Source organism: Vreelandella mediterranea (assembly GCF_970647075.1).
In genome coordinates this window covers 1955930-1979939 of record NZ_OZ310198.1, presented here as the reverse complement: position 1 = coordinate 1979939, position 24010 = coordinate 1955930, and the positions used below count along the sequence as shown (strand labels likewise).

The following is a 24010-nucleotide window of genomic DNA, read 5'->3' as shown; positions in this document are numbered from 1 at the left end:
AGGCGGTGGCGCGGCACGCGCTGCGTCGGCGCCGGTAATGCTGCCCATACGCTCGGATGAGCAAATGCCTACTAGAGCAAAGGTGAACGACATGTCTCAACCCCTTGCCCTCGTTTTTCCCGGTCAGGGTTCACAGCAGCTTGGCATGCTGCGCGAACTGGCCGAGCGCTATAGCGTGGTGGGAACGACATTTGAGGAAGCGTCAGACGCTTTGGGTTTCGATCTATGGAAAATCGTCCAGGATGGCCCGGAAGAGGCGCTCAATAAAACGGCATGCACTCAGCCGGCGCTTTTGACCTCGAGCGTGGCAATCTGGCGCGTGTGGCAAGAGCTCGAAGGCCCGCGTCCTGGCATCATGGCCGGCCATAGCCTGGGCGAGTACAGCGCCATGGTCTGCGCCGGGGTGATGGGATTTGCCGAAGGCGTGCGCCTGGTGCGCATGCGCGGCGAAGCCATGCAGGAAGCCGTGCCCGAAGGGGAAGGCGGCATGGCGGCCATTTTGGGCCTCGATGACAGCGCCGTCGAGGCAGCGTGTGAGAGCGTGGCTCGCAACGAGGTCGTCTCAGCGGTGAACTACAATTCGCCCGGTCAGGTGGTGATCGCCGGCAACAAGGGGGCCGTTGAACGCGCCATCGTGGCCTGTCAGGAAGCCGGTGCCAAGCGGGCGATGGCATTACCCGTGTCGGTGCCCTCGCACTGTGCACTGATGCGCCCGGCCGCCGAGCGGCTAAGTGATTACATGAAAGACATCGAATTTCGCACGCCGCGCTACACCGTGGTTCAAAATGTCGACGGTCTGGCGCACTCCGATGTCGAAACGCTGCGCACTCGGTTGATCGAGCAGCTCTATCAGCCGGTGCGTTGGTCCACCTGTGTAGAGGCGATGGCCAGGCAGGGCGCGAGCGTATTCATCGAGTGCGGGCCGGGTAAGGTGCTGACCGGGCTCAACAAGCGTATCGTGCGCGCAAGCAAAGGGCTTGCAGTGAACGACCCGGACTCGCTGGACCAGGCGCTCGAGCTTGCTCGCGAAGCATTGGCCGAAAGCAGCGCCTAAGCGCTACACTGCACAAACTCTTAAATGGTTAAAGGCAAAGCGTTATGACCGAGGAACATCAGGAACGTAAAGTTGCGCTGGTCACCGGCGCCAGCCGGGGCATCGGTCGTGCCATCGCCCACGAGCTCGGCCGCCAGGGGCGAATCGTGATCGGCACCGCCACCAGCGAAGCCGGCGCCCAAAAAATCGACGACGATTTGAAAGAACAGGGTATCGAAGGCGCTGGCTTGTGTCTGGATGTTACCGATCAGGCCAGCATCGACCAGGTATTGAAAGCGATCAACGAGCGCTTCGACGCGCCTACCATTTTGGTCAACAATGCCGGTATCACCCGTGATAACCTCTTGATGCGTATGAAAGAGGACGAGTGGGACGCGGTCATGGATGCCAACCTGAAATCCGTTTATCGTGTAAGTAAAGCTTGCCTTCGCGGTATGACAAAGGCACGCTTTGGGCGTATCGTATCGATCAGCTCGGTGGTGGCCACTATGGGCAATCTGGGCCAGACCAACTATGCTGCTGCCAAGGCAGGCATGGAAGGCTTTAGCCGGGCGCTGGCACGTGAAGTCGCCTCGCGGGCGATTACCGTAAACAGCGTTGCTCCGGGCTTTATCGCCACCGATATGACCGAGTCGCTGCCCGAAGCGCAGCACGAGGCGCTGTTGAAGCAGATACCCTTGGCACGTTTGGGCGGGCCCGAGGAAATTGCCGCCGCCGTCGGCTTTTTGACAAGTGATGCCGCCGGCTACATTACCGGCGAGACACTGCATGTCAACGGCGGCATGAATATGCGTTGATGGCCTGGGGTTGGCGGTTGCGTCGGCCCCGGGGCGTCTATAAACTACCCCGCAGCTTTTTGCTTGCGGTTTCCTATCTAGCTGGTTATCAATACGGCTAACTGTGAATGACTGGAGTACGTTGATGAGTACTATTGAAGAGCGCGTTAAAAAAGTTGTGGCTGAGCGCCTGAACGTGAAAGAAGAGGACATCCAGAACAGCTCTTCTTTTACTGAAGACCTGGGTGCTGACTCGCTTGACACCGTTGAGCTGGTAATGGCGCTGGAAGAGGAATTCGACACCGAAATCCCTGACGAAGAAGCCGAAAAGATCACGACGGTTCAAGAGGCCATCGACTACGTCAACGCCCATCAGTAAGGGTTTGGTCGACGCAGGAGCTTCGGGTAGTCGGTGACTACCCGGCGTGAAAAAAGCCGCCCTGGCTCAGGGCGGCTTTTTTTGTGTCGGAGGTTGAGTGAATTCACCCCACAATCTCCGTTATACTAGACAAAATTTTTCAGCAATGGCCGTTAAGGGTCTTGTACCAAGGATGCCGGGAGGAGAGCTGATGGCGCGAAGAAGGGTAGTAGTCACCGGGTTGGGCCTGGTGACACCGGTCGGCAATACGGTCGAACAGTCATGGGCCAACATCGTTGCGGGTAAAAGCGGCATAGCGCCGATCGAGCATTTTGATGCCAGCAGCTTCAATACGCGCTTTGGAGGGTCGGTCAAGGATTTCGATATCAGCGGGTATCTCAATCCCAAGGACGCCCGCAAGATGGACCTGTTCATCCAGTACGGCATGGCCGCGGGTAGTCAGGCCATCACCGATGCCGGTATCGAGTGCACCGACGAGAACGCCGCGCGCATTGGCGTGGCGATCGGTTCGGGTATCGGCGGTTTGCCAATGATCGAGCAGAACCACAATGCGCTCAACAAGGGCGGGGCGCGGCGAGTTTCGCCGTTTTTCGTACCGGGCTCCATCATCAACATGATATCGGGCAATATGGCGATCCAGCACGGCTTCAAGGGGCCGAACATTGCGATCACCACGGCGTGTACCAGCGGTACCCACAACATTGGTTATAGCGCGCGGACCATTGCTTACGGGGATGCCGACGTCATGGTGTGCGGCGGCGCCGAGATGGCCACGACGCCGCTGGGGCTTGGCGGTTTCTCCGCGGCGCGGGCGCTTTCTACGCGCAACGACGACCCCCAAGCGGCTAGCCGCCCCTGGGATGTGGATCGCGACGGTTTCGTGCTCTCCGATGGCGCCGGTGTGCTGGTGCTCGAAGAGTACGAGCACGCCAAGGCGCGCGGGGCGAACATCTACGCCGAGCTCTCGGGCTTTGGCATGAGTGATGACGCCTATCACATGACCGCTCCGCCGGAAGACGGCCGTGGCGCGGCGCTTGCCATGAGCAACGCCATCAAGGATGCTGCCATCGACCCGGAGAAGGTGGACTACATCAACGCCCACGGTACGTCGACCGCGGCCGGCGACCTGGCCGAGAGCCGGGCCATCGAGCGCGTGATCGGAAGCGCTGCGAAAAACGTGGCGGTCAGTTCGACCAAGTCGATGATTGGCCACCTGCTGGGGGCGGCCGGCGCGGTAGAAGCGGTATTCTGCATTCTGGCGATTCGTGACCAGGTCGCACCGCCCACCATCAATCTGGATAACCCTCAGCCAGGCTGTGATCTCGACTACGTGCCCCACACGGCGCGCGAGATGCGCATCGACACCACGCTCTCCAACTCCTTCGGGTTTGGCGGCACCAACGGCTCGCTGCTGTTTACGCGGGTGTAAGCGTTCATGTCCGCCACCCAGGTGCCCGTTGACGACCGTGGGCTCGCTTATGGTGATGGGCTGTTCGAGACGGTGCTAATGCGCGCGGGCCAGCCGCTTTTGTGGTCTTACCACGTAAAGCGGCTGGCCCGCGGCTGTGAGCGCCTGCAAATTCCCATGCCAGCGCTTTCGGATCTAGAGGCAAGCTTTACCCGCGCCCCGGATAGCGAGCTTGAAGTGCTCAAACTCGTGCTGACCCGGGGCAGCGGTGGCCAAGGGTACAAAGCGCCGCTTCCACCCGAACCGAGGCTCTTGCTAAGCCGCCGACCGTTTACGGCCCCGGTAGAGCGCTGGCGCGAGGGTGTATGCGTGCGCCTTTGCGATCTCCGTTTGGGGCATCAGCCCCGCCTGGCGGGAATCAAACACTTGAATCGCCTCGAGAACGTGCTCGCGCGCCAGGAGTGGGAGTCCCCGGATATTCATGAGGGTATTCTGGCCGACATGGGCGGGCGCGTGATCGAGGCGATCAGCATGAACGTTTTTTGGTCCGACCAAAAGCGCTTTTACACCCCAGGACTCGAGCGTTGTGGGGTGGCCGGTACGCTGCGTGAAGCGCTCGTCGAACGAGGCGCGGTGCTCGAGGGCGAGCTCGACGTTTGCGCGCTTGCAAACGTCGAAGGGCTTTGGGTGGGCAACTCCGTTCAGGGCGTTTGGCCGGTACGCACCCTGCTCGATAGCCGGGGCGAGGTGCTCAATACCTGGCGGGGAGGCGATGCTTCTCTTCAACGCCAGGCGCACCGCCTGTTGGGCTACCCTGAATCTTTTTGATACGAGGCTTTGAGTAACATGGTGAAACGGTTACTGACCGCAGGTTTGGTTCTGGTGGTGCTGGCCGCCGCCGTGTTGGCCGGTGGCTACGTGTACTGGCAAAGCCGCCTCAATGCCCCGGTGGCACTCGATGAGCCTACGCTCTACTACGTACCACCGGGGGCGGGGTTCAACCGGGCCCTTCGCGAGCTCGACGAGCAAGGCGTCGTCGATGATACCTGGGCGTTCCGGCTATTGGCCCGGGTATCGCCGGAGCGCATACCCAGGCTGCGGGTGGGTGAGTATCGCATCACGCCGGACATGAGCGCGATGGAGGTCATGGAGCTTTTGGGAAGCAGTAACGTGGTTACCTATCGGCTCACCGTTCCCGAGGGCTGGACGTTTGCTCAGATGCGCGCGCGCCTCGATAGTGCCGAAAAGCTCGCCCACGAAACCAGCGGGCTGAGCGATGCGGAGGTCATGGAGGTTTTGGAGCGGGAAGGTACCTACCCCGAGGGCTGGTTTTTTCCGGATACCTACCGCTACCACTTGGGCATGAGCGACGTGGACATTCTGCGCCAGTCGATCGAGCGTATGGAGCGAATGCTCGATGAGGCCTGGCAAAACCGCGACGACGATCTGACGATCGATACGCCCTATGAGGCCTTGATCATGGCCTCGCTCATCGAGCGTGAAACCGGTGCGCCGGAAGAGCGCCGCGAAATCGCTGGGGTGTTCAAGCGGCGCATGGAGCAGGGGATGCGCCTGCAAACCGATCCGACGGTGATTTATGGCATGGGCGAGCGCTACGAAGGGCGTATTACCCGGGCGGATTTGCGCGAAGCCACGCCCTACAACACTTACGTGATCGATGGCATGCCCCCCACACCGATTGCCATGCCCGGTGCGGCTTCTTTGGAGGCGGCGGTGAACCCGCTGCCCGGCGAAACGCTCTATTTCGTATCGAAAGGCGACGGCACGCACTATTTCTCGCGCACGCTCAGAGAGCACAACAACGCCGTCAACCGCTATATTCGCAACCAGTAACGAGAGGGCGCCGGGCAAGCCCCGGCGCTGGAAAGCTATTTTTATGAGGTTTCAATGACCGAGCGCGGGCGCTTTATTACCCTGGAAGGGGGCGAGGGAGTGGGCAAGTCCACCAACGTCGCGTTTGTGGCCGCCTGGCTCGAGGCGCAGGGGCTCGAAGTGGTCTGCACGCGTGAGCCCGGTGGCACACCGGTTGCCGAATCGATCCGCGCGCTACTGCTGGCCACCACATTCGACGAGCCGCTGCATACCGACGCCGAGCTTCTGCTCATGTTCGCCGCTCGGGCCCAGCACCTGGCCGAGAAAATAATTCCGGCGGTTAGGCGCGGGGCTTGGGTGGTCTGCGACCGGTTCACCGATGCCACCTTTGCCTACCAGGGCGGTGGGCGCGGTATCGATGTCCAGCGTATCGAAATCCTCGAGCAGTTCGTCCAAAAAGGGCTGGCGCCGGATTTGACCCTGCTGCTGGATATGTCCCCTCAGGCGGCCAAGGATCGCCTCGAGGGGCGGCTGCGCGCGGAAAATACCCAGCGCGACCGCTTCGAGCAGGAGCAGGCAGACTTTTTCAGCGCGGTGCGAAGTGCCTATCGGGCCCGCGCCGATGCCAGCCCCGAACGCTTTGCGGTGATCGATGCGGAACAGCCGCTCGAAAAGGTCCAGGCCGCGCTTGAAAACGCGCTGACCGAGCGGGTGCTGCCATGGCGCTAGCGGATCTGCTTCCCTGGCATGGCGAAGTATGGCAGCAGTTCACCCGGCTGGCCGAGGAGGGGCGCATGCCCCACGCGCTGCTTTTAAGCGGCGCTCACGGGGTCGGCAAGCAGCAGCTGGCCGAGGCACTGGTCGCGCGCACACTCTGCGCGCACCCCGAAAACGGCCAGGCGTGTGGGCACTGCCACAGCTGCAGTATGCTGGCCTCGGGCTATCATCCGGATTTGATGCGTATTGCGCTCGACGAAGGCAAGCGCCAAATCCGTATCGATCCGATTCGCGAGGTCAACCGCTTCGTTCACCAGACCGCTCAGCAGGGCGGCTATCGAGTGATCGTGATCAGCCCGGCGGAGGCCATGAACAGCGCCGCCGCCAACGCGCTGCTCAAAAGCCTCGAAGAGCCCGGTGAAAGAACGCTGTTCATTTTGCTGTCGGACGTGCCGTCGCGGATGCTGCCGACGATCCGTTCGCGCTGCCAGCAGTGGTCGCTACCCAATGTGGCCTTCGAGCGCTGCCAGGGCTGGCTGACCGAGCAGTTGGGCAGTGAAGAGGCGCATTTTTGGTGGCAGGTCTCCGGCGGTCTGCCGCTTTTGGCCGTGGAACTTGCCGCCCCGGACGAGCGCGCGCTGCGCCACCAGATCCACGACAGCTTCGAGCAGCTGGTGCGCGGCGCCGAGCCGGTTTCCGAAGCGGCCAGGCTCGATCGTCAGGCGATCGACGCCATTCTATGGTACGGTATCGCCTGGCTCGAAGACCTGATTCGGCTGGGGCTGACCGGGCAAACCACGGCGCTTCATAACCCGGATTTGGAACCTCTTTATCGCCAGGCGGTGAAAAACGCCCGTGTTCAGGACTGGTTTAGGCTTCTGGACTACGCGCGGGAACAACGTCGGCTCCTTTTTGTCGGCGCCAACCCCAACCCGCAGCTGGTGCTCGAAGCCTGGCTGGTACGCTGGTCGGCGCTTTTACGCTCCTGACCGGGAGCCGAGCCGCTACCCGTCTCTACCGCCGCCCACTGTCCAGGAGGTATCGATGACCGCTCAAAAAGCGCTTTCGCTAACGGTGCCGGATATTCCCACGCTGCTATCGGCCTACATGCCTTATTTAGAGCGAGGCGGCATATTCGTGCCCGTCGAGACGTTCTATAGCCTCGGCCAGGTGGTGCATCTGCTGATTACCCTGCCCGGTGAAAGCGAACGGCTCAGCGTGACCGGAAACGTCGTATGGGTCTCGCCTGCTGGTATCAGCGGGCGGCGCATGGCGGGCATCGGGGTCCACTTTAGCCATCAGGACTACCCGGTGCGCGACAAGATCGAAACGTTATTGGCCGGCCAGCTGGATAGCGCGCCGGCTTCGTTTACCCTCTAGCCACGCCTTTCTATCGCTTTTATTTGCTCCACTGTTTATCGAGGCTCGAATGTTTGTTGATTCGCACTGCCACCTGGACCGTCTCTCGGAAAGTACCCACGGCGGCGACGTCGATGCCGCGCTCGATGCGGCGCGCGCGGCGCGCGTCAATCAGTTTTTGGCCATTGCGGTGACTCTCGACGATATGCCCGGGCTGGCTGCGCTTTCGCGCAAACACCAGGACGTGGCGATCTCCGCGGGGCTTCACCCGCTGGCAAGCGTCGAGGTCGAGCCGAGCGTCGAGGATATCAAGGAGGCCGCCGAGCAGTACGGCGTCGTGGCCATCGGCGAAACCGGGCTCGATTACCACTACCGCGACAGTGTCGGTGTCGAGGTGCAGCACGAGCGCTTCAAGCGCCACCTAATCGCCGCTACCGAGCTCGAACTTCCCGTGGTGGTGCATACCCGCGAGGCCAAAGAGGATACGCTGGCGCTGCTGCGTGCTCACACCGACCCAAGTGTGGCCGGCGTGCTGCACTGCTTTACCGAAGATATCGACATGGCCCGCGAAGCGATACGGCTCGGGTTTTATATTTCGCTGTCAGGCATCATTACCTTTGCAAGCGCTGCCTCGCTCAAAGAGCTTGCCCAGGCGCTGCCGCTGGACCGGCTGTTGATCGAAACCGATAGCCCCTATTTGGCCCCCGTGCCTTACCGCGGCAAGGCCAACGAGCCCGCCTGGGTGGTGGAAGTCGCCGAGTGCATCGCCGCAGAGCGCGGCATCAGCGTCGACGAGGTCGCCATGCAAACCACGGCCAACTTTTACCGGCTCTTTCGCGGCGCCGTGCCCGACGCTCCGGCCCATGTCCAACAGGCGCTAGCGCAATCCGGCCTGGTTTGAACCATACTCGAGTCACGCTTACACCATGCGGTTGAGGACGCCATGAATATCGATCGACTGCTCAAACATCAGCCCGCTACTGCGAATATTCCGCCGGTGGATCAGTGGCAGCCCGCGCTTTCCGGCGATATCGATATCGTCATTCAAGCCGACGGCAGCTGGCGCCACGAAGGCACCGGCTTTGCGCGCCCGGAGATCCCGCACCTGCTGGCGCGCCTGCTGCGCCGGGACGAGGCCGGTATTTGCCTGGTGACCCCGGTCGAGCGCTGGCGGGTCACCGTTGAAGACTGCCCCTTCGTCATCGTCGAGGCGGATTTCAAAGAGGGCGCCTGGTGGTTCACCACCCAGTTCGACGACGTCGTCCGCCTGGACGACGTGCACCCCATGACCTTGAGTGCCGCGCCGAATGGCGACTGGATGCCGGAAGTCGCCATTCGCTTTGGCCTGACCGCGCGGCTTCATCGCAACGTGTTCTACCGGTTGATCGACCAGGCCCTCCTCGAGGAGAGCGCAGCGGGTCAGCGGCTTTGCCTGGAGAGCGCCGGTCAGTACTACCCCCTGGGCGAGCTGGATAGCGCTTCAAGTAGCGATAGCGAGACGCCGTGAAGTTAACCCCGGAACAGCACGCGGTCGTTGGCCACGTTAACGGTCATGCGCGCGTCGCCGCGGTGGCCGGTGCGGGTAAGACCACCACCATGGCGGCGCGGGTGCTGCAGCTACTCGAAAACGGGGTGGCGCCCAAACGGATACTGGTGCTGATGTTCAACCGCTCCGCCCGGGAGGACTTTCAGCGCCGTCTGGCGAGCATGGCCCCTAAAGGGCAGCCGCTACCCGATGTGCGCACCTTTCACTCGTTGGGCCACCGGCTGACCCAAAGCCTTTGCCGCTGGGGGGCGCTTGCCTCGCGACAGCTGCTCTCCGCGGACTGGCAGCTAGAGCGGCTGCTGCGCCAGGCGAGCTTGAACGTACTGGCCGACCAGGCCGAGCGCCGCGATACGGCCCTGGACGCGGACCGCCTGGAAACCCTGGCCCACTTCTGCGGGCTGGTCAAAGCCGATATGTGCACGCCGGAGGCGCTCTTCGAGCGGCTGAATCTCGACGACGAGAGCGACTACTTTCCTGACGCTTTTCACGAGGCAGAGCGGCTTTTGGAAAGTCACGCCCTGATGACCTACGCCGATCTGCTCTACCGGCCGCTTCGCGCGCTGGAGGCGGACGCCTCGCTTAGAGGCCGCGTCGAAGGGTTTCTCGATCACGTCATCATCGACGAGTACCAGGATATCAATACCGCTCAGCAGCGCCTTTTGAAGGTGCTGGCCGGGCCGTCGGCGAGCGTGATGGCGGTGGGCGATGCCAACCAGTGTATCTACGAGTGGCGCGGGGCGCGGCCGGACACCATGCTCGAAAACTTCACCGCCACCTTCGGCCGCGCCGCCGACTATCCACTATCGACCACCTTTCGCCATGGCCACGCGCTGGCGCTGGCCGCCAATCACGCCATCATGAACAACGTTCGCCGGCCCGACCAGCTCTGTCTGGCCGCCCCGGCAAGCGCGGCGACCCATATTCACGCAGGCCAAGGCACGCGGCTTTTACTCGACGCGCTGAGCGACTGGCAGGCGAAGGGGCGGCGTTTCGACGAGGCGAGCCTGCTGGTGCGCAGTTGGGCGCTGTCGGTGCCGTTTCAGCTGGCGCTTTTGCAGGCAGGTATTCCTTTCCGGCTGCTGCGCGAGGACCGTTTCGTGTTTCGCCTGCCCCTGGTGCAGGCGCTGGCGGGCTATCTGAAACTCGCGCGCCGTCCGGCACTTTTGCACGACCCGGCCCAACTGCTCTTGCTTTTGGCCCAGCCTACGCCTTTCGTGGCCCGCGAGCGGCTAAGCCAGCTGGCGCACCAGCTAGCGGCCACCCAAACCTTTCCCGAGCGCAGCGACCCGATCATCGCATCGCTCAAGCCGATTCAGCGGCGCACGCTCAAAAAGCGTTGGGAGCTTCTTTGTGAGCTGCCGCGCCTTAGTGCCTGGCCCCCGGCGAAGCTTTTACAACACGTGGTGACCACCATCGAGGCGGAAAAGACGCTCAAGCGGGCCGCCGCGCGTCGTGACAAGGGCGAGGAGGACGTGCGTCTGCTCGACGTGCTGATCGAACAGGCGGAAAGTGTCAACGATCCGGATGCCTTTATCGAGCTGCTCGAGCGCCCGGTGGAGAACCAGGCAGGCGGGGTTTTGATCAGCACCGTACACGGCGCCAAGGGGCTCGAATGGCCGCTGGTGGCCGTGGCCGGGGTCAACGAAGAGGATTTTCCGCACTACAGCCGCGATAACCCGCTAAGCGACGAGCGCCTCGAGGAGGAGCGGCGGCTTTTCTACGTGGCGATCACCCGGGCTCAGCAGCAGCTTTTGATCCTTCATGATGGCGGCGCCCACCGCCCGAGCCGCTTCATTGGGGAGAGTAGCTGGTCGGACAGCGTGCGTATCGCCCAGGCGCTCGATCATGGAAACGCCCCGGAAATGCCGCTTCAGGTGAGCGCCAAAGCGCTCATCGAGCGCTACTTGAAGCGCTTGGGGCGTGAGGATATTACGCTGGCCTGCGCCGAGGTCAACGAGTCGAAAGGCGCTTATCAAACCCTGGCCGAGTTCTACCCCGGGCAGAAGCTGCGCCACGAGGTGTTCGGTGAAGGTGAGGTCGCCGCCGTGGAGGGGAGTCCAGGCGATCCGGTGATCGATGTGCGCTTCGTTCAGGCCGGGCGGCGCCGTTTGATTGCCCGGCGCGCGCCGATTACCTCCCTCGACCCCGTTGGGCCGGCCTGACCGGGCCGGCCGCATCACGCTTACATATTGGGGTAGTTGGGCCCGCCGCCGCCTTCCGGTGCCACCCAGGTGATGTTCTGAGCCGGGTCCTTGATATCGCAGGTCTTGCAGTGCACGCAGTTTTGGAAGTTGATCTGAAAACGCGGCTGGCCCGCCTCGTCTTCCACTACTTCGTATACCCCTGCCGGACAGTAGCGCTGCGCGGGCTCGGCGTATTTGGGCAGGTTGTGCTCGATGGGAATCGAAGGGTCGGTAAGTTTCAGGTGGCAGGGCTGATCCTCTTCGTGGTTGGTGTTGGATAAAAACACCGACGAAGATTTATCGAAGGAGAGCTTGCCGTCGGGTTTGGGGTAGTCGATCTTTTCGAACTCCGCCGCCGGCTTGAGCGCGCCGTGGTCGGTCACCGTGTCGCGCAGGGTCGGCAGCTTGTTGCCGACCAGCTGGTTGACGAAGTTGAACGCGCCGCCACCGACGTTGCCGTATTTGTGCATCGCCGGGCCAAAGCTCGCGTTCGCCTTGAGCTCTTCATACGCCCAGCTCGCTTCCCACCGGTCGTTGAAGCCGGTCAGCTCATTGGCGCCTTCGTCGCCCGCCTTGACCGCCTCGAAAACGCTTTCAGCGGCTACCAGCCCTGACTTCATGGCGGTGTGGATGCCCTTGATCTTGGCAAAGTTGAGCGTGCCCGCATCGCAGCCGATCAAAAGCCCGCCGGGGAAGGTCATGCGGGGCAGGCAGTTGAAGCCCCCCTTGGTGATCGCCCGAGCGCCGTAGGCCACGCGCTTGCCGTCTTTCAGGTACTGGGAAAGCGTGGGGTGGTGCTTCATACGCTGGAATTCATCGAAGGGCGAAAGCCAGGGGTTCTGGTAGGCCAGGTCCATGATCAGCCCAACGACCACTTGCTGGTTCTCGGCATGGTAAAGAAACCAGCCGCCCTGGGTCGAATTGTCCAGCGGCCAGCCGGAGCCGTGCAGGACAAGGCCTGGCTCGTGCTGTTCGGCGGGTACGTCCCAAAGCTCCTTCAAGCCGATACCGTAGTGCTGCGGGTCACGCCCTTCGTCCAGCGAGAACTCCTCGATCAGGCGCTTGCCCAAATGCCCGCGGGAGCCCTCGGCGAAGAGGGTGTATTTGGCGCGAAGCTCCATGCCCGGCATGTGGCCATCCTTGGGCGTACCGTCCGCGGCCACCCCCATGTCGCCGACCACGATGCCGCGCACTGCGCCGTCTTCGATGATCACCTCTTGGGCGGCGAAGCCCGGGAATATCTCAACGCCCAGCGCCTCGGCCTGTTCGGCCAGCCAACGGCACAGGTTGCCTGCACTGATCACGTAGCGGGTCTGGTCGCCGCCGGTGTTATGCATGCTTTTGGGCACCAGCGCATGGGGCAGCTTCCAGCCTTTCTCGCTATCCTTCAAAAGGTAGACATCGTCCCGGGTCGCCGGGGTGTTGAGGGGCGCACCGCGTTCTTGCCAGTCGGGGAAAAGCTCGTTAAGCGCGCGGGGCTCGAATACGGCGCCGGATAGAATGTGGGCGCCTACTTCCGAGCCTTTTTCCACCACGCATACGCTTAGTTCTTGTTCGGCTTCGTTGGCTTGCTGCATCAGTCGGCAGGCGGCCGCCAATCCTGACGGCCCCGCACCAACGATGACAATGTCCATTTCCATGACATCGCGCTCTGCGTTTTCCACCTGGTCTCTCCTTATTCTCATAAGGCCCGTATCTTATGAAAACACGGCCTTGATTCTAAACGGTCATTTGCTTCTGGTTATACTCAATGATAGGCATAATACCCGTCTCAGGTCACCTCTACGATGGTCCGCCCCGTATTTATCGGTGTTGTGGGCGCTTTGGGCGCAAAGCCTGGCGCCTTGCTGAATAGAAGACGACAGTCCGTTTTTTATTCAAAAATGCTGATCGACGGGTATTGTGACGCGTTGACTGGCTGTGGCACATTGACCTGAAGCCGATCTATCAAACGCTTGAATGAATTTCGCCGAACGCCCGCATCATGGCGCCTCGGCGCTGCTGTTAGCCTACGCGTGCCGATAGCGCGCAATGCCAACGCCGGGCCACGCTTGTCCAGGTCGAGGCTTTTACCCCAAGCCAAGCGAGGAAACTATGAAAGTATTGGTCGCGGTGAAACGCGTCATCGATTACAACGTGAAAATCCGCGTGAAGGCGGACCATTCTGACGTGGATCTCACTAACGTCAAAATGGCCATGAATCCCTTTTGCGAAATCGCCGTGGAAGAAGCGGTGCGCTTGAAAGAGAAAGGCGTGGCCACCGAAGTCGTGGCCGTTACCATCGGCCCCAAGGCCGCTCAGGAGCAGCTGCGCACGGCGCTGGCGCTGGGCGCCGATCGCGCGATCCAGATCGAAACCGACGAGCGCGCCGAGTCGCTGGCCGTCGCCAAACTGCTGGCCAAAGTGGTCGAGGAAGAACAGCCCGGGCTTGTGATTCTTGGCAAGCAGGCAATCGACACCGATAACAACCAGACCGGCCAGATGCTGGCCGCGCTCACCAACATGGCCCAGGGCACCTTCGCCTCCGAGGTGGCCGTGGATGGTGACAAGGTCAACGTGACCCGGGAAATCGACGGCGGCCTGCAGGTCGTTGCGCTGAAACTTCCGGCAATCGTGACCACTGACCTGCGCCTGAACGAGCCGCGCTACGCCAAGCTCCCCGATATCATGAAAGCCAAGAAGAAGCCGCTGGATGTAAAAACGCCGGCGGACTACGGCGTCGAGATGGCATCGAAAGTGAGCCTCGTCAAGGTCGAAACACCGGCAGAGCGCAAGGGCGGGGTGAAAGTGGCCTCGGTGGACGAGCTGATCGATAAGCTCAAAAACGAAGCCAAGGTCCTTTAACCGTCGCGTTCATCCGTTTTTAAGGAGTCATCCATGAGTATTCTGGTACTTGCCGAGCTGCACGAAGGCCAGCTCGCTAGCGCAACTGCCCACGTCGTGGCCGCTGCCCGCGAGATCGGCGGTGATATCGACGTACTGGTCGCTGGTGAAAGCGTACAGGCCGCAGCCGACGCCGCGGCCAGGCTCGACGGCGTCAGCCGCGTGCGCCTGGCCGACCACAGCGTTTATGCCCACCAGCTCGCCGAGCCGCTGGGCGCGCTTTTAGTCGCCCTCGCCGACGACTATACCCACATTCTAGCCAGCGCCTCGACCACGGGTAAAAACGTGCTGCCGCGCGTCGCCGCGCTCAAGGACGTCAGCCAGCTCTCCGAGATACTGGCGGTCGATAGCGCCGATACGTTCAAGCGTCCGATCTACGCCGGCAACGCCATCGCCACGGTAAAAAGCGACGACGCGCTGAAAGTCATGACCGTGCGCACCACCGCGTTCGACGCGGTGAGCGAGGGCGGCAGCGCCGCGATCGAGGCGGTGGATACTGTCGTCGAGAATACCCAGTCGCAGTTCGTCAGCGAAGAACTCGCCCAGTCAGACCGCCCCGAGCTTGGTGGCGCCAAGGTGGTGATCTCCGGCGGGCGCGGTATGGGTAACGGCGAGAACTTCAAACTGCTCGACGGCATCGCCGACAAACTGGGTGCTGCGGTCGGTGCGTCCCGCGCCGCGGTGGATGCAGGTTATGTACCCAACGACATGCAGGTGGGCCAGACCGGCAAAATCGTCGCCCCCGATCTGTACATCGCGGTGGGTATCTCCGGGGCGATTCAGCACTTGGCCGGTATGAAAGATTCAAAAGTGATCGTTGCGATCAACAAGGACGAAGAAGCGCCGATCTTTCAGGTCGCCGATTACGGCCTGGTAGGCGATCTATTCGAACTCTTGCCGGCGCTCGAAAGCAAGCTTTAGGCCTGCCATCTTGCCGCCCATTTTAGCCGGCTGCTTTGCAGCCGGCTTTTTATTGCGTCACTATTAGATAAAGCCCTGTTTGTTAGCTAAAGTGCTAGGGGCACGCACCAGCGGACGGCGTTTGCATTTTGAGTAAAGAATCCGCTTGAATGGTTGAAAAGAGTAGGGCGTGACCGCACCTACTGATGTGAAGATCGAAAGTCACTCAAGGAGATGATGACATGGCACATACACTACCTGAACTACCGTATGCCTACGACGCGCTCGAGCCGCACATCGATGCGATGACAATGGAAATTCACCATTCGCGTCACCACAACACCTACGTGACCAATCTAAACAGCGCACTTGAAGGCACTGGCCTTGAAGACGTCGCGATCGAAGAGCTGGTTGCCAACCTGGACCGTGTTCCGGAAGCCAAGCGCCAGGCCGTGATCAACAACGGTGGCGGTCACGTCAACCACTCCATGTTTTGGCAAATGATGTCGCCCAATGGCGGCGGTCAGCCTCAGGGCAGCGTTGCCAAGGCGATCGAAAGCGAGCTGGGTGGTTTCGACACCTTTAAAGAAGAGTTCAAGAAAGCCGCCGTTGGCCGTTTCGGTAGCGGCTGGGCATGGCTCAGTGTGACGCCGCAGAAAAAGCTGGTAGTCGAGAACACCCTCAACCAGAACAGCCCGCTGATGGACGGTAACACGCCGCTGCTGGGTATCGATGTTTGGGAGCACGCTTACTACCTGAAGTATCAGAACAAGCGCCCTGACTACATCGCTGCCTTCTTCGACGTCGTCAATTGGGAAGAAGTCGAGCGCCGCTACCAGGCCGCTATTGCCTAAAAAGCGTTCGTCTTAGTGCGCGCATAACGCGTCACGTAAAAAAGCCCGGCTTAGAGCCGGGCTTTTTTTTGCTGTGGACAAGACATTTTTTGGTCGAACGGCCAGCGCTCGATCAGTCGGACCGCGTTTCGAGGCAAAGCGCGAAAGGGGCATTTTTTAACCGATAAAACGTATTTTATTCGGCCGATCCGGCGCTAACAATTCGCTTTTTTAACGCCACCCTGCGCGGGGGCCGCATCGCTATGCTGGGCATAGTTTGTCAATAACCTGTGGATTAAAAAATACTAGATATGCTTGAATTGATTTTGCTGTGATCTATATATAGTATTCGTAGTGTCTTTCGAAAGGGGCGGGTACTACATGTGCCTACCCCAAAAATGCCGCTATGAAAAGGGAAAATAGCCATGGCGATCCAGATTTATAGCAAGCCTGCCTGCGTTCAGTGCACCGCCACCTACCGCGCGATGGACAAGCAGGGAATCGAGTACACCGTGATCGATATCACCGCTGAAGACGGCGCGCAAAAAGAAGTCGAAGCGCTGGGCTATCGTCAGTTGCCCGTCGTTGTAGCGGGCGACGATCACTGGTCGGGTTTCCGCCCGGACCGTATTCAGGCACTCGCTTAATCTGCGGCCGTGTCAACAAAGCCTCACACCCCGTTGCCTGGTACGCTGGTGTACTTTTCCACCAAATCAGGCAACACCCATCGTTTCATTGAAAAGCTGGGGCTTTCGGCGCACCGGCTGCCGATCAACCGCAACGACCCGGCGCTACATATCGAAACCCCCTATGTGCTCATCACGCCCACCTATGGCGGTGGCGAGAGCGAAGGGGCGGTACCGGGGCCGGTGATCCGCTTTTTGAACGATGAGCATAACCGGCGCCTCATACGAGGCGTCATTGCTGCTGGCAATACCAATTTTGGCGAGGCGTACGGGCTGGCGGGGCGCATCATCGCGCACAAGTGCCAGGTGCCGCTGCTTTATCGATTTGAGCTTTTTGGCACTGACGATGACGTCGCCAGGGTTCGCAAAGGAGTAGAAGAGTTTTGGAAACGACAAACGTAGCCACTACCAACGTGTCTGAAACGAAGAAACCTGCCGCAGAGACGGCGCAGGCGCGCACGCTGGATTATCATGCGTTGAACGCCATGCTGAACCTTTACGGGGCCAACGGCGAGCTTCAGCTCGACAAGGACCGCGAAGCGGCGCGCCAGTACTTTCTGCAGCACGTCAACCAGAACACGGTGTTCTTCCATTCGTTGGAAGAGAAGCTCGACTATCTGGTCGAAGAACAGTACTACGAAGCCAGCGTGCTCGATCAATACGCGCCCGCTTTCGTCAAGGCGCTTTTCGAGCAGGCCTACGCTTACAAGTTTCGTTTTCCGAGCTTTTTGGGCGCATTCAAGTACTACACCAGCTACACGCTGAAGACCTTCGATGGCAAGCGCTACCTGGAACGCTATGAAGACCGCGTATGCATGGTAGCGCTCACGCTTGCGCGCGGCGAAGAGGCGCTTGCCAAGTCGCTGGTGGACGAGATCATCAGCGGCCGTTTTCAGCCGGCCACGCCGACCTTTTTGAACTGCGGTAAGCAGCAGCGCGGTGAGCTGGTGTCGTGCTTTTTGCTGCGTATCGAAGACAACATGGAGTCGATCGGCCGCTCGATCAACTCGGCGCTGCAGCTCTCCAAGCGCGGCGGCGGCGTAGCGTTTTTGCTGAGCAACATTCGCGAAGCCGGCGCGCCGATCAAGCGCATCGAGAACCAGTCTTCGGGCATCATCCCGATCATGAAGCTTTTGGAAGACGCTTTCTCCTACGCCAACCAGCTAGGGGCGCGCCAGGGGGCCGGTGCGGTGTATCTCAACGCTCACCACCCGGATATCCTGCGTTTTCTGGATACCAAGCGCGAAAACGCGGATGAAAAAATCCGCATCAAAACGCTCTCCCTTGGCGTGACGATCCCGGATATTACGTTCGAGCTCGCCAAGCGCAACGACGACATGTATCTGTTCTCGCCCTACGACGTGGAGCGGGTCTACGGCAAGCCGTTTGGCGATGTCAGCGTGACCGAGAACTACCACGACATGGTCGCCGACGTGCGTATTCGCAAGCAAAAGATCAACGCCCGGGCGTTTTTCCAGGTGCTGGCCGAGCTGCAGTTCGAGTCCGGCTACCCCTACATCATGTTCGAAGATACGGTGAATCGCGCCAACCCGATCGCCGGGCGTATCAACATGAGTAACCTCTGCTCGGAGATTCTTCAGGTCAATACACCGACCGAGTACGACGAGGATCTGAACTACAGCAAAATCGGCCAGGATATCTCCTGCAACCTGGGCTCGATGAACATCGCCAAGGTGATGGATTCCGGCGATATCGGTACCAGCGTGGATATCGCGATTCGCGGTTTGACCGCGGTTTCCGAGATGAGCAACCTCAAAAGCGTTCCCTCTATCGCCGAAGGCAACGCCCAGTCTCGCGCCATCGGCCTCGGTCAGATGAACCTGCACGGCTTTTTGGCCCGCGAGCACATCTACTACGGCTCTGAAGAGGGGTTGGACTTTACCAACCTGTACTTCTACTGCGTCGCGTTTTACGCCATTCGCGCCTCGAATCAATTGGCCATCGAGCATGGCGATACCTTTGCCGGTTTTGCGGATTCCACCTACGCCTCGGGCACGTTCTTCGACAAGTACGTCAATGAAGCGTGGCTGCCGAAAACCGAAAAAGTGCGTGGACTTTTCGAGCGCAGCGGCATTGCGTTGCCCACCCAGAGCGACTGGGAAGAGCTCAAGGCCTCGGTCATGGAGCACGGGCTTTATAATCGTAACCTGCAGGCCGTGCCGCCTACCGGCTCGATCTCTTATATCAATCACTCCACCTCCAGTATTCATCCGGTGGCAGCGAAGATCGAGATTCGTAAAGAGGGCAAGCTTGGCCGCGTGTACTACCCGGCGCCGTTTTTGAACGAAGCGAATTTCGACTACTTCCAGGACGCCTATGAAATCGGCCCCGAGAAGATCATCGATACCTACGCCGAGGCGTCCAAGCACGTGGATCAGGGGCTTTCGCTGACGCTCTTCTTCCCGGATACCGCAACGACCCGGGATATCAACAAGGCGCAGATCCACGCCTGGCGTAAAGGCATCAAGACGCTTTACTACATCCGCCTGCGCCAAAGTGCGCTGGAAGGTACCGAAGTCGAAGGCTGCGTTTCCTGCACGCTGTAACCACGTAACGAAAGAGATCATTTGATGACCACCATGCAACGCTTATCACGGGTCGATGCCGTTAACTGGAACCGCCTGCAAGACGACAAGGACCTGGAGGTCTGGAACCGCCTAACCAGCAACTTCTGGCTGCCGGAGAAGGTGCCGCTGTCCAACGACATTCAGTCCTGGAATACGCTGACCCAGCAGGAAAAACAGCTGACCATCCGCGTATTCACCGGCCTTACGCTACTGGATACCATTCAGAGCAGTATCGGCGCGCCGGTATTGATGGAAGATGCGCGCACGCCCCACGAAGAGGCGGTCTATACCAATATCGCCTTCATGGAGTCGGTACACGCGCGCTCCTACAGCTCGATCTTCTCGACGCTTTGTACGACGCGTGATGTCGACGACGCCTTTCGTTGGAGTGAAGAGAACTCGACGCTGCAGGCAAAATCCGAGCTGATTCTCGAGCGCTACCGCTCGGACGACCCTTTGATGCGCAAGGTGGCCAGCGTCTTCCTCGAGTCGTTTTTGTTCTACTCGGGCTTTTATCTGCCCATGTACTGGTCCAGCCACGCCAAACTGACCAACACTGCGGATCTGATTCGTCTGATCATCCGTGACGAAGCGGTGCACGGCTACTACATCGGCTACAAGTTCCAGCAGGCGCTCGCCGAGGCGAGCCCGGAGCGCCAGCAGGCGGTGAAAGATTACGCTTATGAGCTTCTTTTGGAGCTTTACGATAATGAAGTGCGCTATACCGAATCGCTTTACGACGCGGTCGGTCTCTCGGAAGACGTGAAGAAATTCCTTCACTACAACGCCAACAAGGCGCTGATGAACCTGGGCTACGAGCCGCTCTTCCCGAGCAGCGTGACCGACGTCGACCCGACCATCATGGCGGCACTTTCGCCCAACGCCGATGAGAACCACGACTTCTTCTCCGGGTCGGGTTCTTCGTATGTGATCGGCAAGGCCGTTGCCACCGAAGACGACGACTGGGCGTTTTAAGAACCGTCATGAGGGAGTCGGCTGTTGAGGGCGAAGCAGAGCCGGTGGGCGAGGCGTGCCAGGTGCTGCGCATCGCCGCCGCCATGATGATCGATGAAGCGGGCAGGCTGTTGTTGGTGCGTAAGCAGGGCAGCCGCTATTTCATGCAGCCCGGTGGCAAGGTCGAGCCGAACGAGGCGTGCGATGTGGCGCTTTGCCGCGAGCTCCAGGAAGAGCTTGGGCTCTGCGTCGAGCCGTCACGGCTTACGCATTTCAAGCGCGTTCGGGCGGTCGCGGCCAATGAGGCACAGACGTTGATCGACGCCGAGCTTTACAGCCTGGCCGTCGAGGGCCACGTCGAGGCGGCGGCGGAAATCGCCGAAGCACGCTGGGTAAGCCCCGCGCAGGCGAAAACACTTCTGCTGGCGCCGCTCACCCGCGACTGCGTCGTTCCGTGGGCGGACGCGCGTTTGAGTGGATGAAGGTGCCCGGCAGGGTGGCTTTCGACGTCGAAGTGCTTAATTCGATAAGCAAAACGGGAGCCTGGCTCCCGTTTTGTATTGCGCTATCGAAAAATCTGCTAGGCTACGCGACTGCTCGGCCAGACGGCCGGGGCCTTGCCTGCGCGCAGGATTTCACCCCCAAAGCCATTGATAGCGAAACGTGATCCCTGGTATGGATCACCACTGCGCTCAAGGAACACTTGAATGCCCATTGTGACACTGCCTGACGGCAGCCAACGACCCTTTGATGAACCGCTTTCCATTATGCAGCTCGCCGCGTCGATAGGCCCTGGTTTGGCCAAGGCGTGCTTCGCGGGAAAGATCGACGGTGTACTGGTCGACGCGGCCGATATGATCGAACGCGATGCCGAGGTGGCGATCATCACCGCCAAGGATCAGGAGGGGCTCGAAATCATTCGCCACTCCGCCGCGCATTTGATTGGGCATGCGGTCAAGCAGCTATACCCCGAGGCCAAGATGGCGATTGGCCCGGTAATCGAAAACGGCTTCTATTACGATATCGATTTTGGCCACTCCGTCTCCTCGGAAGATCTCGAAACGATCGAAAAGCGTATGCAGACGCTGATCGAGCAGGAGTACGACGTGGTGCGCGAGTACGTGGACCGCGACAAGGCGATGCTCACCTTCCTGCACCGCGATGAGCCCTACAAGCAGGAAATCATTCGCGATATTCCCGAAGGCGCCGAGATCAGGCTCTACCATCATGAAGAGTACACGGACATGTGCCGTGGGCCCCACGTGCCCAATACGCGCCATCTAAAGGCGTTCAAGCTGACCAAGCTGGCCGGCGCCTACTGGCGCGCGGACGCCTCCAACGCCATGCTGACGCGTATCTACGGCACGGCTTGGGGTGACAAGAAGCAGCTCAAGGCGTATCTCAAGCGGCTCGAGGAAGCGGAAAAGCGCGACCACCGTAAGCTTGCGCGCCGCCTCGACCTTTTCCATATGCAGGAAGAGGCCCCGGGTATGGTGTTCTGGCACCCCAATGGCTGGGCGCTTTGGCAGCAGGTCGAGCAGTACATGCGTCGGGTTTATCAAGAAGGCGGCTACCAGGAAATTCGCTGCCCCCAGATCATGGACGTCTCGCTCTGGAAAAAATCCGGGCACTGGGACAACTACGCCGACGGCATGTTCTTCACCGAGTCCGAGAAGCGCGAATACGCCTTGAAGCCGATGAACTGCCCGGGCCACGTGCAGGTATTCAACTCCGGGCTTAGAAGCTATCGCGAGCTTCCGGTACGCTTTGGCGAGTTCGGCGGCTGTCACCGGAACGAGCCCTCCGGTGCGCTGCATGGCATCATGCGTGTACGCGCCTTTACCCAGGACGACGGCCACGTCTTTTGTACCGAAGCCCAGGTCGAGCCCGAGGTGACCAGCTTCCACCGCCAGGCGCTCAAGGTGTACCAGGACTTCGGTTTCGAGGATATCGCGATCAAGATTGCCCTGCGCCCGGAAAAGCGTATCGGTAGCGACGAGGTGTGGGACCGGGCGGAAGACGCGCTGCGTGGCGCCTTGAAGGCCTGCGACGTCGAGTGGCAGGAGCTCCCCGGCGAAGGCGCCTTCTACGGCCCCAAGATCGAGTACCACATGAAGGATTGCCTGGGCCGTGAGTGGCAGGTTGGTACCATGCAGGTCGACTTCATGATGCCCGAGCGCTTGGGCGCGCAGTACGTGACCGAAGAGGGCGAGCGCAAGCCGCCGGTCATGTTGCACCGGGCCATCGTGGGCTCCATGGAGCGCTTCATCGGCATCCTGATTGAACATTATGCCGGGGCTATGCCATTATGGCTGGCACCCGAGCAGGTAGTCGTGATGAATATCACCGATTCACAGCGTGATTATTCGCTCGAATTGGAAAAACGCCTGCAAAAAATCGGTCTTCGCGTCAAGGCGGACTTGAGGAACGAGAAGATCGGCTTTAAAATCCGTGAACACACGTTACAGAAAATTCCCTATCTTCTAGTGGTTGGAGATAAGGAAGTCGAAGCTGACTCAGTGGCCGTGCGTACTCGCAGCGGCGAAAACCTCGGAACGATGACGGTCGATGAGTTCATCGAGCGTGTGACAACCGAGCGAGCAGCCCTGGCGACATCGTCAATTGCCTAAGGAGACAGAGCAATCAAGCGAAGCAACCAGCGCGGGCGTCCAGCAGACAAACGCCCCCCAATGAACGAGCGAATTACCGAAGAAGAAGTCCGTTTGATCGATGCCGAAGGTGAGCAGTTGGGCGTTGTGCCCACCACCGAAGCATTGGAGCGGGCGGAATCTGCCGGTTTGGATCTCGTGCAAATTTCGAATGCCGACCCCATCGTCTGTAAGATTATGGATTACGGCAAATTTGTTTTCGAGACGAAAAAGCAAAAAGCTGTTCAGAAGAAAAAGCAAAAGCAAATCCAGGTCAAGGAAGTTAAATTCCGGCCCGGCACCGACGAAGGCGATTATCAGGTCAAGCTTAAAAACCTGACGCGCTTTCTGGAAAGTGGTGACAAAGGCAAGGTCACATTGCGTTTTCGTGGTCGCGAAATGGCGCACCAGGACATCGGTCGCAAGCTGATGGAGCGGGTCGCAGCTGACCTCGAAGAGATCGGAACGGTGGAGTCTTTCCCGAAAATGGAAGGCCGCCAGATGATCATGATTCTTGCCCCCAAGAAGAAGTGATCCATAGGCGTTGTTAACGGGTCGGCGCCTGGCGCCGACCGGCCTTGGGTTTTCTAAAAAACATCGAGCGGAGTTTTTCTCATGCCGAAAATCAAAAGCAACAGCGGCGCTGCCAAGCGCTTTAAAAAGACCGCTAACGGCTTCAAGCACAAGCAGTCTTTTCGTAGCCACATTCTGACCAAAAAATCGACCAAGCGTAAGCGTCAGCTGCGCGGCATGAAGCAGATTCACTCTGCTGACAAGCCGTTGATCCAGCGTATGCTGCCGAATCTGTAAGTCGTTTTTTTAGAATTTTTTAAAGTCAGGAGTGTGTTATGACCCGAGTTAAGCGTGGCGTAGTGGCCCGTCGTCGCCATAAGAAAGTACTGAAGCAAGCGAAAGGTTATTACGGAGCGCGTTCGCGTGTTTTCCGTGTTGCCAAGCAGGCCGTTATCAAGGCCGGTCAGTACGCGTACCGCGACCGCCGTAACCGTAAGCGTCAGTTCCGTGCCCTGTGGATCCAGCGTATCAACGCCGGTGCCCGCATCAACGGTATGTCTTACAGCCGCTTCGTAGGTGGCCTCAAGAAAGCCGGTATCGAAATCGACCGTAAAGTATTGGCCGATCTGGCGGTTCACGAAAAAGCGGCATTTGCTGCCATCGTGGAAAAAGCCAAGGCTGCCCAATAAGGTTTTAAGCCAGTATATGGTTTGAAATCACGAGGTCACAGCGTGACCCATACAGGGGAAG

The 24010-nt window shown here is 59.9% G+C and carries 25 protein-coding genes; 24 read left to right on the top strand and 1 reads right to left on the bottom strand.

Annotated elements, in window-relative coordinates:
* Positions 1 to 91 precede the first annotated feature (91 nt).
* The 12 genes from fabD (at position 92) to ACWFVE_RS09205 (ending at position 11234) form a co-directional block, all read left to right on the top strand.
* Positions 92 to 1054: an ACP S-malonyltransferase gene (gene fabD, locus ACWFVE_RS09260; protein ID WP_447528983.1), complete on the top strand. Its 963-nt coding sequence runs from the start codon at positions 92 to 94 to the stop codon at positions 1052 to 1054.
* 44 nt (positions 1055 to 1098) lie between these two features.
* Positions 1099 to 1851 carry a 3-oxoacyl-ACP reductase FabG gene (fabG, locus tag ACWFVE_RS09255; protein WP_447528982.1) on the top strand — a complete coding sequence of 251 codons (753 nt, stop codon included), beginning with the start codon at positions 1099 to 1101 and terminating at the stop codon, positions 1849 to 1851.
* Positions 1852 to 1975: 124 nt separating this feature from the next.
* Positions 1976 to 2209 (top strand): acyl carrier protein, encoded by a 234-nt coding sequence (acpP, locus tag ACWFVE_RS09250; RefSeq protein ID WP_008956801.1) that lies wholly within the window; start codon positions 1976 to 1978, stop codon positions 2207 to 2209.
* A 190-nt stretch (positions 2210 to 2399) separates the two neighbouring features.
* Positions 2400 to 3638, top strand: a complete 1239-nt coding sequence (gene fabF, locus ACWFVE_RS09245; RefSeq protein WP_447528981.1) for a beta-ketoacyl-ACP synthase II — start codon at positions 2400 to 2402, stop codon at positions 3636 to 3638.
* A 6-nt stretch (positions 3639 to 3644) separates the two neighbouring features.
* On the top strand, positions 3645 to 4445 hold the full coding sequence (gene pabC, locus ACWFVE_RS09240) for an aminodeoxychorismate lyase (RefSeq protein WP_447528980.1): 801 nt from the start codon (positions 3645 to 3647) through the stop codon (positions 4443 to 4445).
* Positions 4446 to 4463: 18 nt separating this feature from the next.
* Positions 4464 to 5471 carry an endolytic transglycosylase MltG gene (gene mltG, locus ACWFVE_RS09235; RefSeq protein WP_447528979.1) on the top strand — a complete coding sequence of 336 codons (1008 nt, stop codon included), beginning with the start codon at positions 4464 to 4466 and terminating at the stop codon, positions 5469 to 5471.
* A 54-nt stretch (positions 5472 to 5525) separates the two neighbouring features.
* A complete protein-coding gene (gene tmk, locus ACWFVE_RS09230) occupies positions 5526 to 6179 on the top strand; it encodes a dTMP kinase (protein ID WP_447528978.1) in 654 nt (217 codons plus the stop codon).
* Positions 6170 to 7156: a DNA polymerase III subunit delta' gene (locus ACWFVE_RS09225; protein ID WP_447528977.1), complete on the top strand. Its 987-nt coding sequence runs from the start codon at positions 6170 to 6172 to the stop codon at positions 7154 to 7156. The genes tmk and ACWFVE_RS09225 overlap by 10 nt, the downstream gene beginning before the upstream one ends.
* 55 nt (positions 7157 to 7211) lie before the next feature.
* A complete protein-coding gene (locus ACWFVE_RS09220; RefSeq protein WP_447528976.1) occupies positions 7212 to 7547 on the top strand; it encodes a PilZ domain-containing protein in 336 nt (111 codons plus the stop codon).
* Positions 7548 to 7596: 49 nt separating this feature from the next.
* Positions 7597 to 8427, top strand: coding sequence for a TatD family hydrolase (locus ACWFVE_RS09215; protein ID WP_447528975.1), 831 nt, complete (start codon positions 7597 to 7599; stop codon positions 8425 to 8427).
* A gap of 42 nt (positions 8428 to 8469) precedes the next feature.
* Positions 8470 to 9033 carry a DUF1285 domain-containing protein gene (locus tag ACWFVE_RS09210; protein WP_447528974.1) on the top strand — a complete coding sequence of 188 codons (564 nt, stop codon included), beginning with the start codon at positions 8470 to 8472 and terminating at the stop codon, positions 9031 to 9033.
* A complete protein-coding gene (locus tag ACWFVE_RS09205; RefSeq protein ID WP_447528973.1) occupies positions 9030 to 11234 on the top strand; it encodes an ATP-dependent helicase in 2205 nt (734 codons plus the stop codon). Before ACWFVE_RS09210 ends, ACWFVE_RS09205 begins: the two co-directional genes overlap by 4 nt.
* A 20-nt stretch (positions 11235 to 11254) precedes the next feature.
* Here ACWFVE_RS09205 and ACWFVE_RS09200 read toward each other — a convergent pair whose 3' ends face one another.
* Complete coding sequence (locus ACWFVE_RS09200; protein ID WP_447528972.1) at positions 11255 to 12919, bottom strand: electron transfer flavoprotein-ubiquinone oxidoreductase; 1665 nt, start codon at positions 12917 to 12919, stop codon at positions 11255 to 11257.
* A 430-nt stretch (positions 12920 to 13349) separates the two neighbouring features.
* On the opposite strand from ACWFVE_RS09200, the gene ACWFVE_RS09195 reads away from it, so the two are divergent.
* From ACWFVE_RS09195 to rplT, 12 genes are all read left to right on the top strand, one after another.
* Positions 13350 to 14099, top strand: coding sequence for an electron transfer flavoprotein subunit beta/FixA family protein (locus tag ACWFVE_RS09195; RefSeq protein ID WP_447528971.1), 750 nt, complete (start codon positions 13350 to 13352; stop codon positions 14097 to 14099).
* Between the two features lie 33 nt (positions 14100 to 14132).
* Positions 14133 to 15059, top strand: coding sequence for an electron transfer flavoprotein subunit alpha/FixB family protein (locus ACWFVE_RS09190; RefSeq protein WP_447528970.1), 927 nt, complete (start codon positions 14133 to 14135; stop codon positions 15057 to 15059).
* Between the two features lie 221 nt (positions 15060 to 15280).
* On the top strand, positions 15281 to 15892 hold the full coding sequence (locus ACWFVE_RS09185; protein ID WP_447528969.1) for a superoxide dismutase: 612 nt from the start codon (positions 15281 to 15283) through the stop codon (positions 15890 to 15892).
* A 404-nt stretch (positions 15893 to 16296) separates the two neighbouring features.
* The gene (nrdH, locus tag ACWFVE_RS09180) at positions 16297 to 16518 is read left to right on the top strand and encodes a glutaredoxin-like protein NrdH (RefSeq protein WP_447528968.1); all 222 of its coding nucleotides are present in this window, start codon (positions 16297 to 16299) and stop codon (positions 16516 to 16518) included.
* Positions 16519 to 16566: 48 nt separating this feature from the next.
* The gene (nrdI, locus tag ACWFVE_RS09175; RefSeq protein WP_447528967.1) at positions 16567 to 16959 is read left to right on the top strand and encodes a class Ib ribonucleoside-diphosphate reductase assembly flavoprotein NrdI; all 393 of its coding nucleotides are present in this window, start codon (positions 16567 to 16569) and stop codon (positions 16957 to 16959) included.
* On the top strand, positions 16941 to 19124 hold the full coding sequence (gene nrdE, locus ACWFVE_RS09170; RefSeq protein WP_447528966.1) for a class 1b ribonucleoside-diphosphate reductase subunit alpha: 2184 nt from the start codon (positions 16941 to 16943) through the stop codon (positions 19122 to 19124). The genes nrdI and nrdE overlap by 19 nt, the downstream gene beginning before the upstream one ends.
* A 24-nt stretch (positions 19125 to 19148) precedes the next feature.
* A complete protein-coding gene (gene nrdF, locus ACWFVE_RS09165) occupies positions 19149 to 20120 on the top strand; it encodes a class 1b ribonucleoside-diphosphate reductase subunit beta (RefSeq protein ID WP_447528965.1) in 972 nt (323 codons plus the stop codon).
* 8 nt (positions 20121 to 20128) lie between these two features.
* Positions 20129 to 20581: an NUDIX hydrolase gene (locus tag ACWFVE_RS09160; RefSeq protein ID WP_447528964.1), complete on the top strand. Its 453-nt coding sequence runs from the start codon at positions 20129 to 20131 to the stop codon at positions 20579 to 20581.
* 225 nt (positions 20582 to 20806) lie between these two features.
* A complete protein-coding gene (gene thrS, locus ACWFVE_RS09155) occupies positions 20807 to 22729 on the top strand; it encodes a threonine--tRNA ligase (RefSeq protein ID WP_447528963.1) in 1923 nt (640 codons plus the stop codon).
* A gap of 60 nt (positions 22730 to 22789) precedes the next feature.
* Entirely contained in the window at positions 22790 to 23281 is a 492-nt protein-coding gene (infC, locus tag ACWFVE_RS09150; protein WP_447528962.1) for a translation initiation factor IF-3, read from the top strand.
* Positions 23282 to 23362: 81 nt separating this feature from the next.
* Positions 23363 to 23557 carry a 50S ribosomal protein L35 gene (gene rpmI / locus ACWFVE_RS09145; protein WP_252109805.1) on the top strand — a complete coding sequence of 65 codons (195 nt, stop codon included), beginning with the start codon at positions 23363 to 23365 and terminating at the stop codon, positions 23555 to 23557.
* A 38-nt stretch (positions 23558 to 23595) separates the two neighbouring features.
* Positions 23596 to 23949, top strand: a complete 354-nt coding sequence (rplT, locus tag ACWFVE_RS09140) for a 50S ribosomal protein L20 (RefSeq protein WP_009097607.1) — start codon at positions 23596 to 23598, stop codon at positions 23947 to 23949.
* Positions 23950 to 24010: the final 61 nt, after the last annotated feature.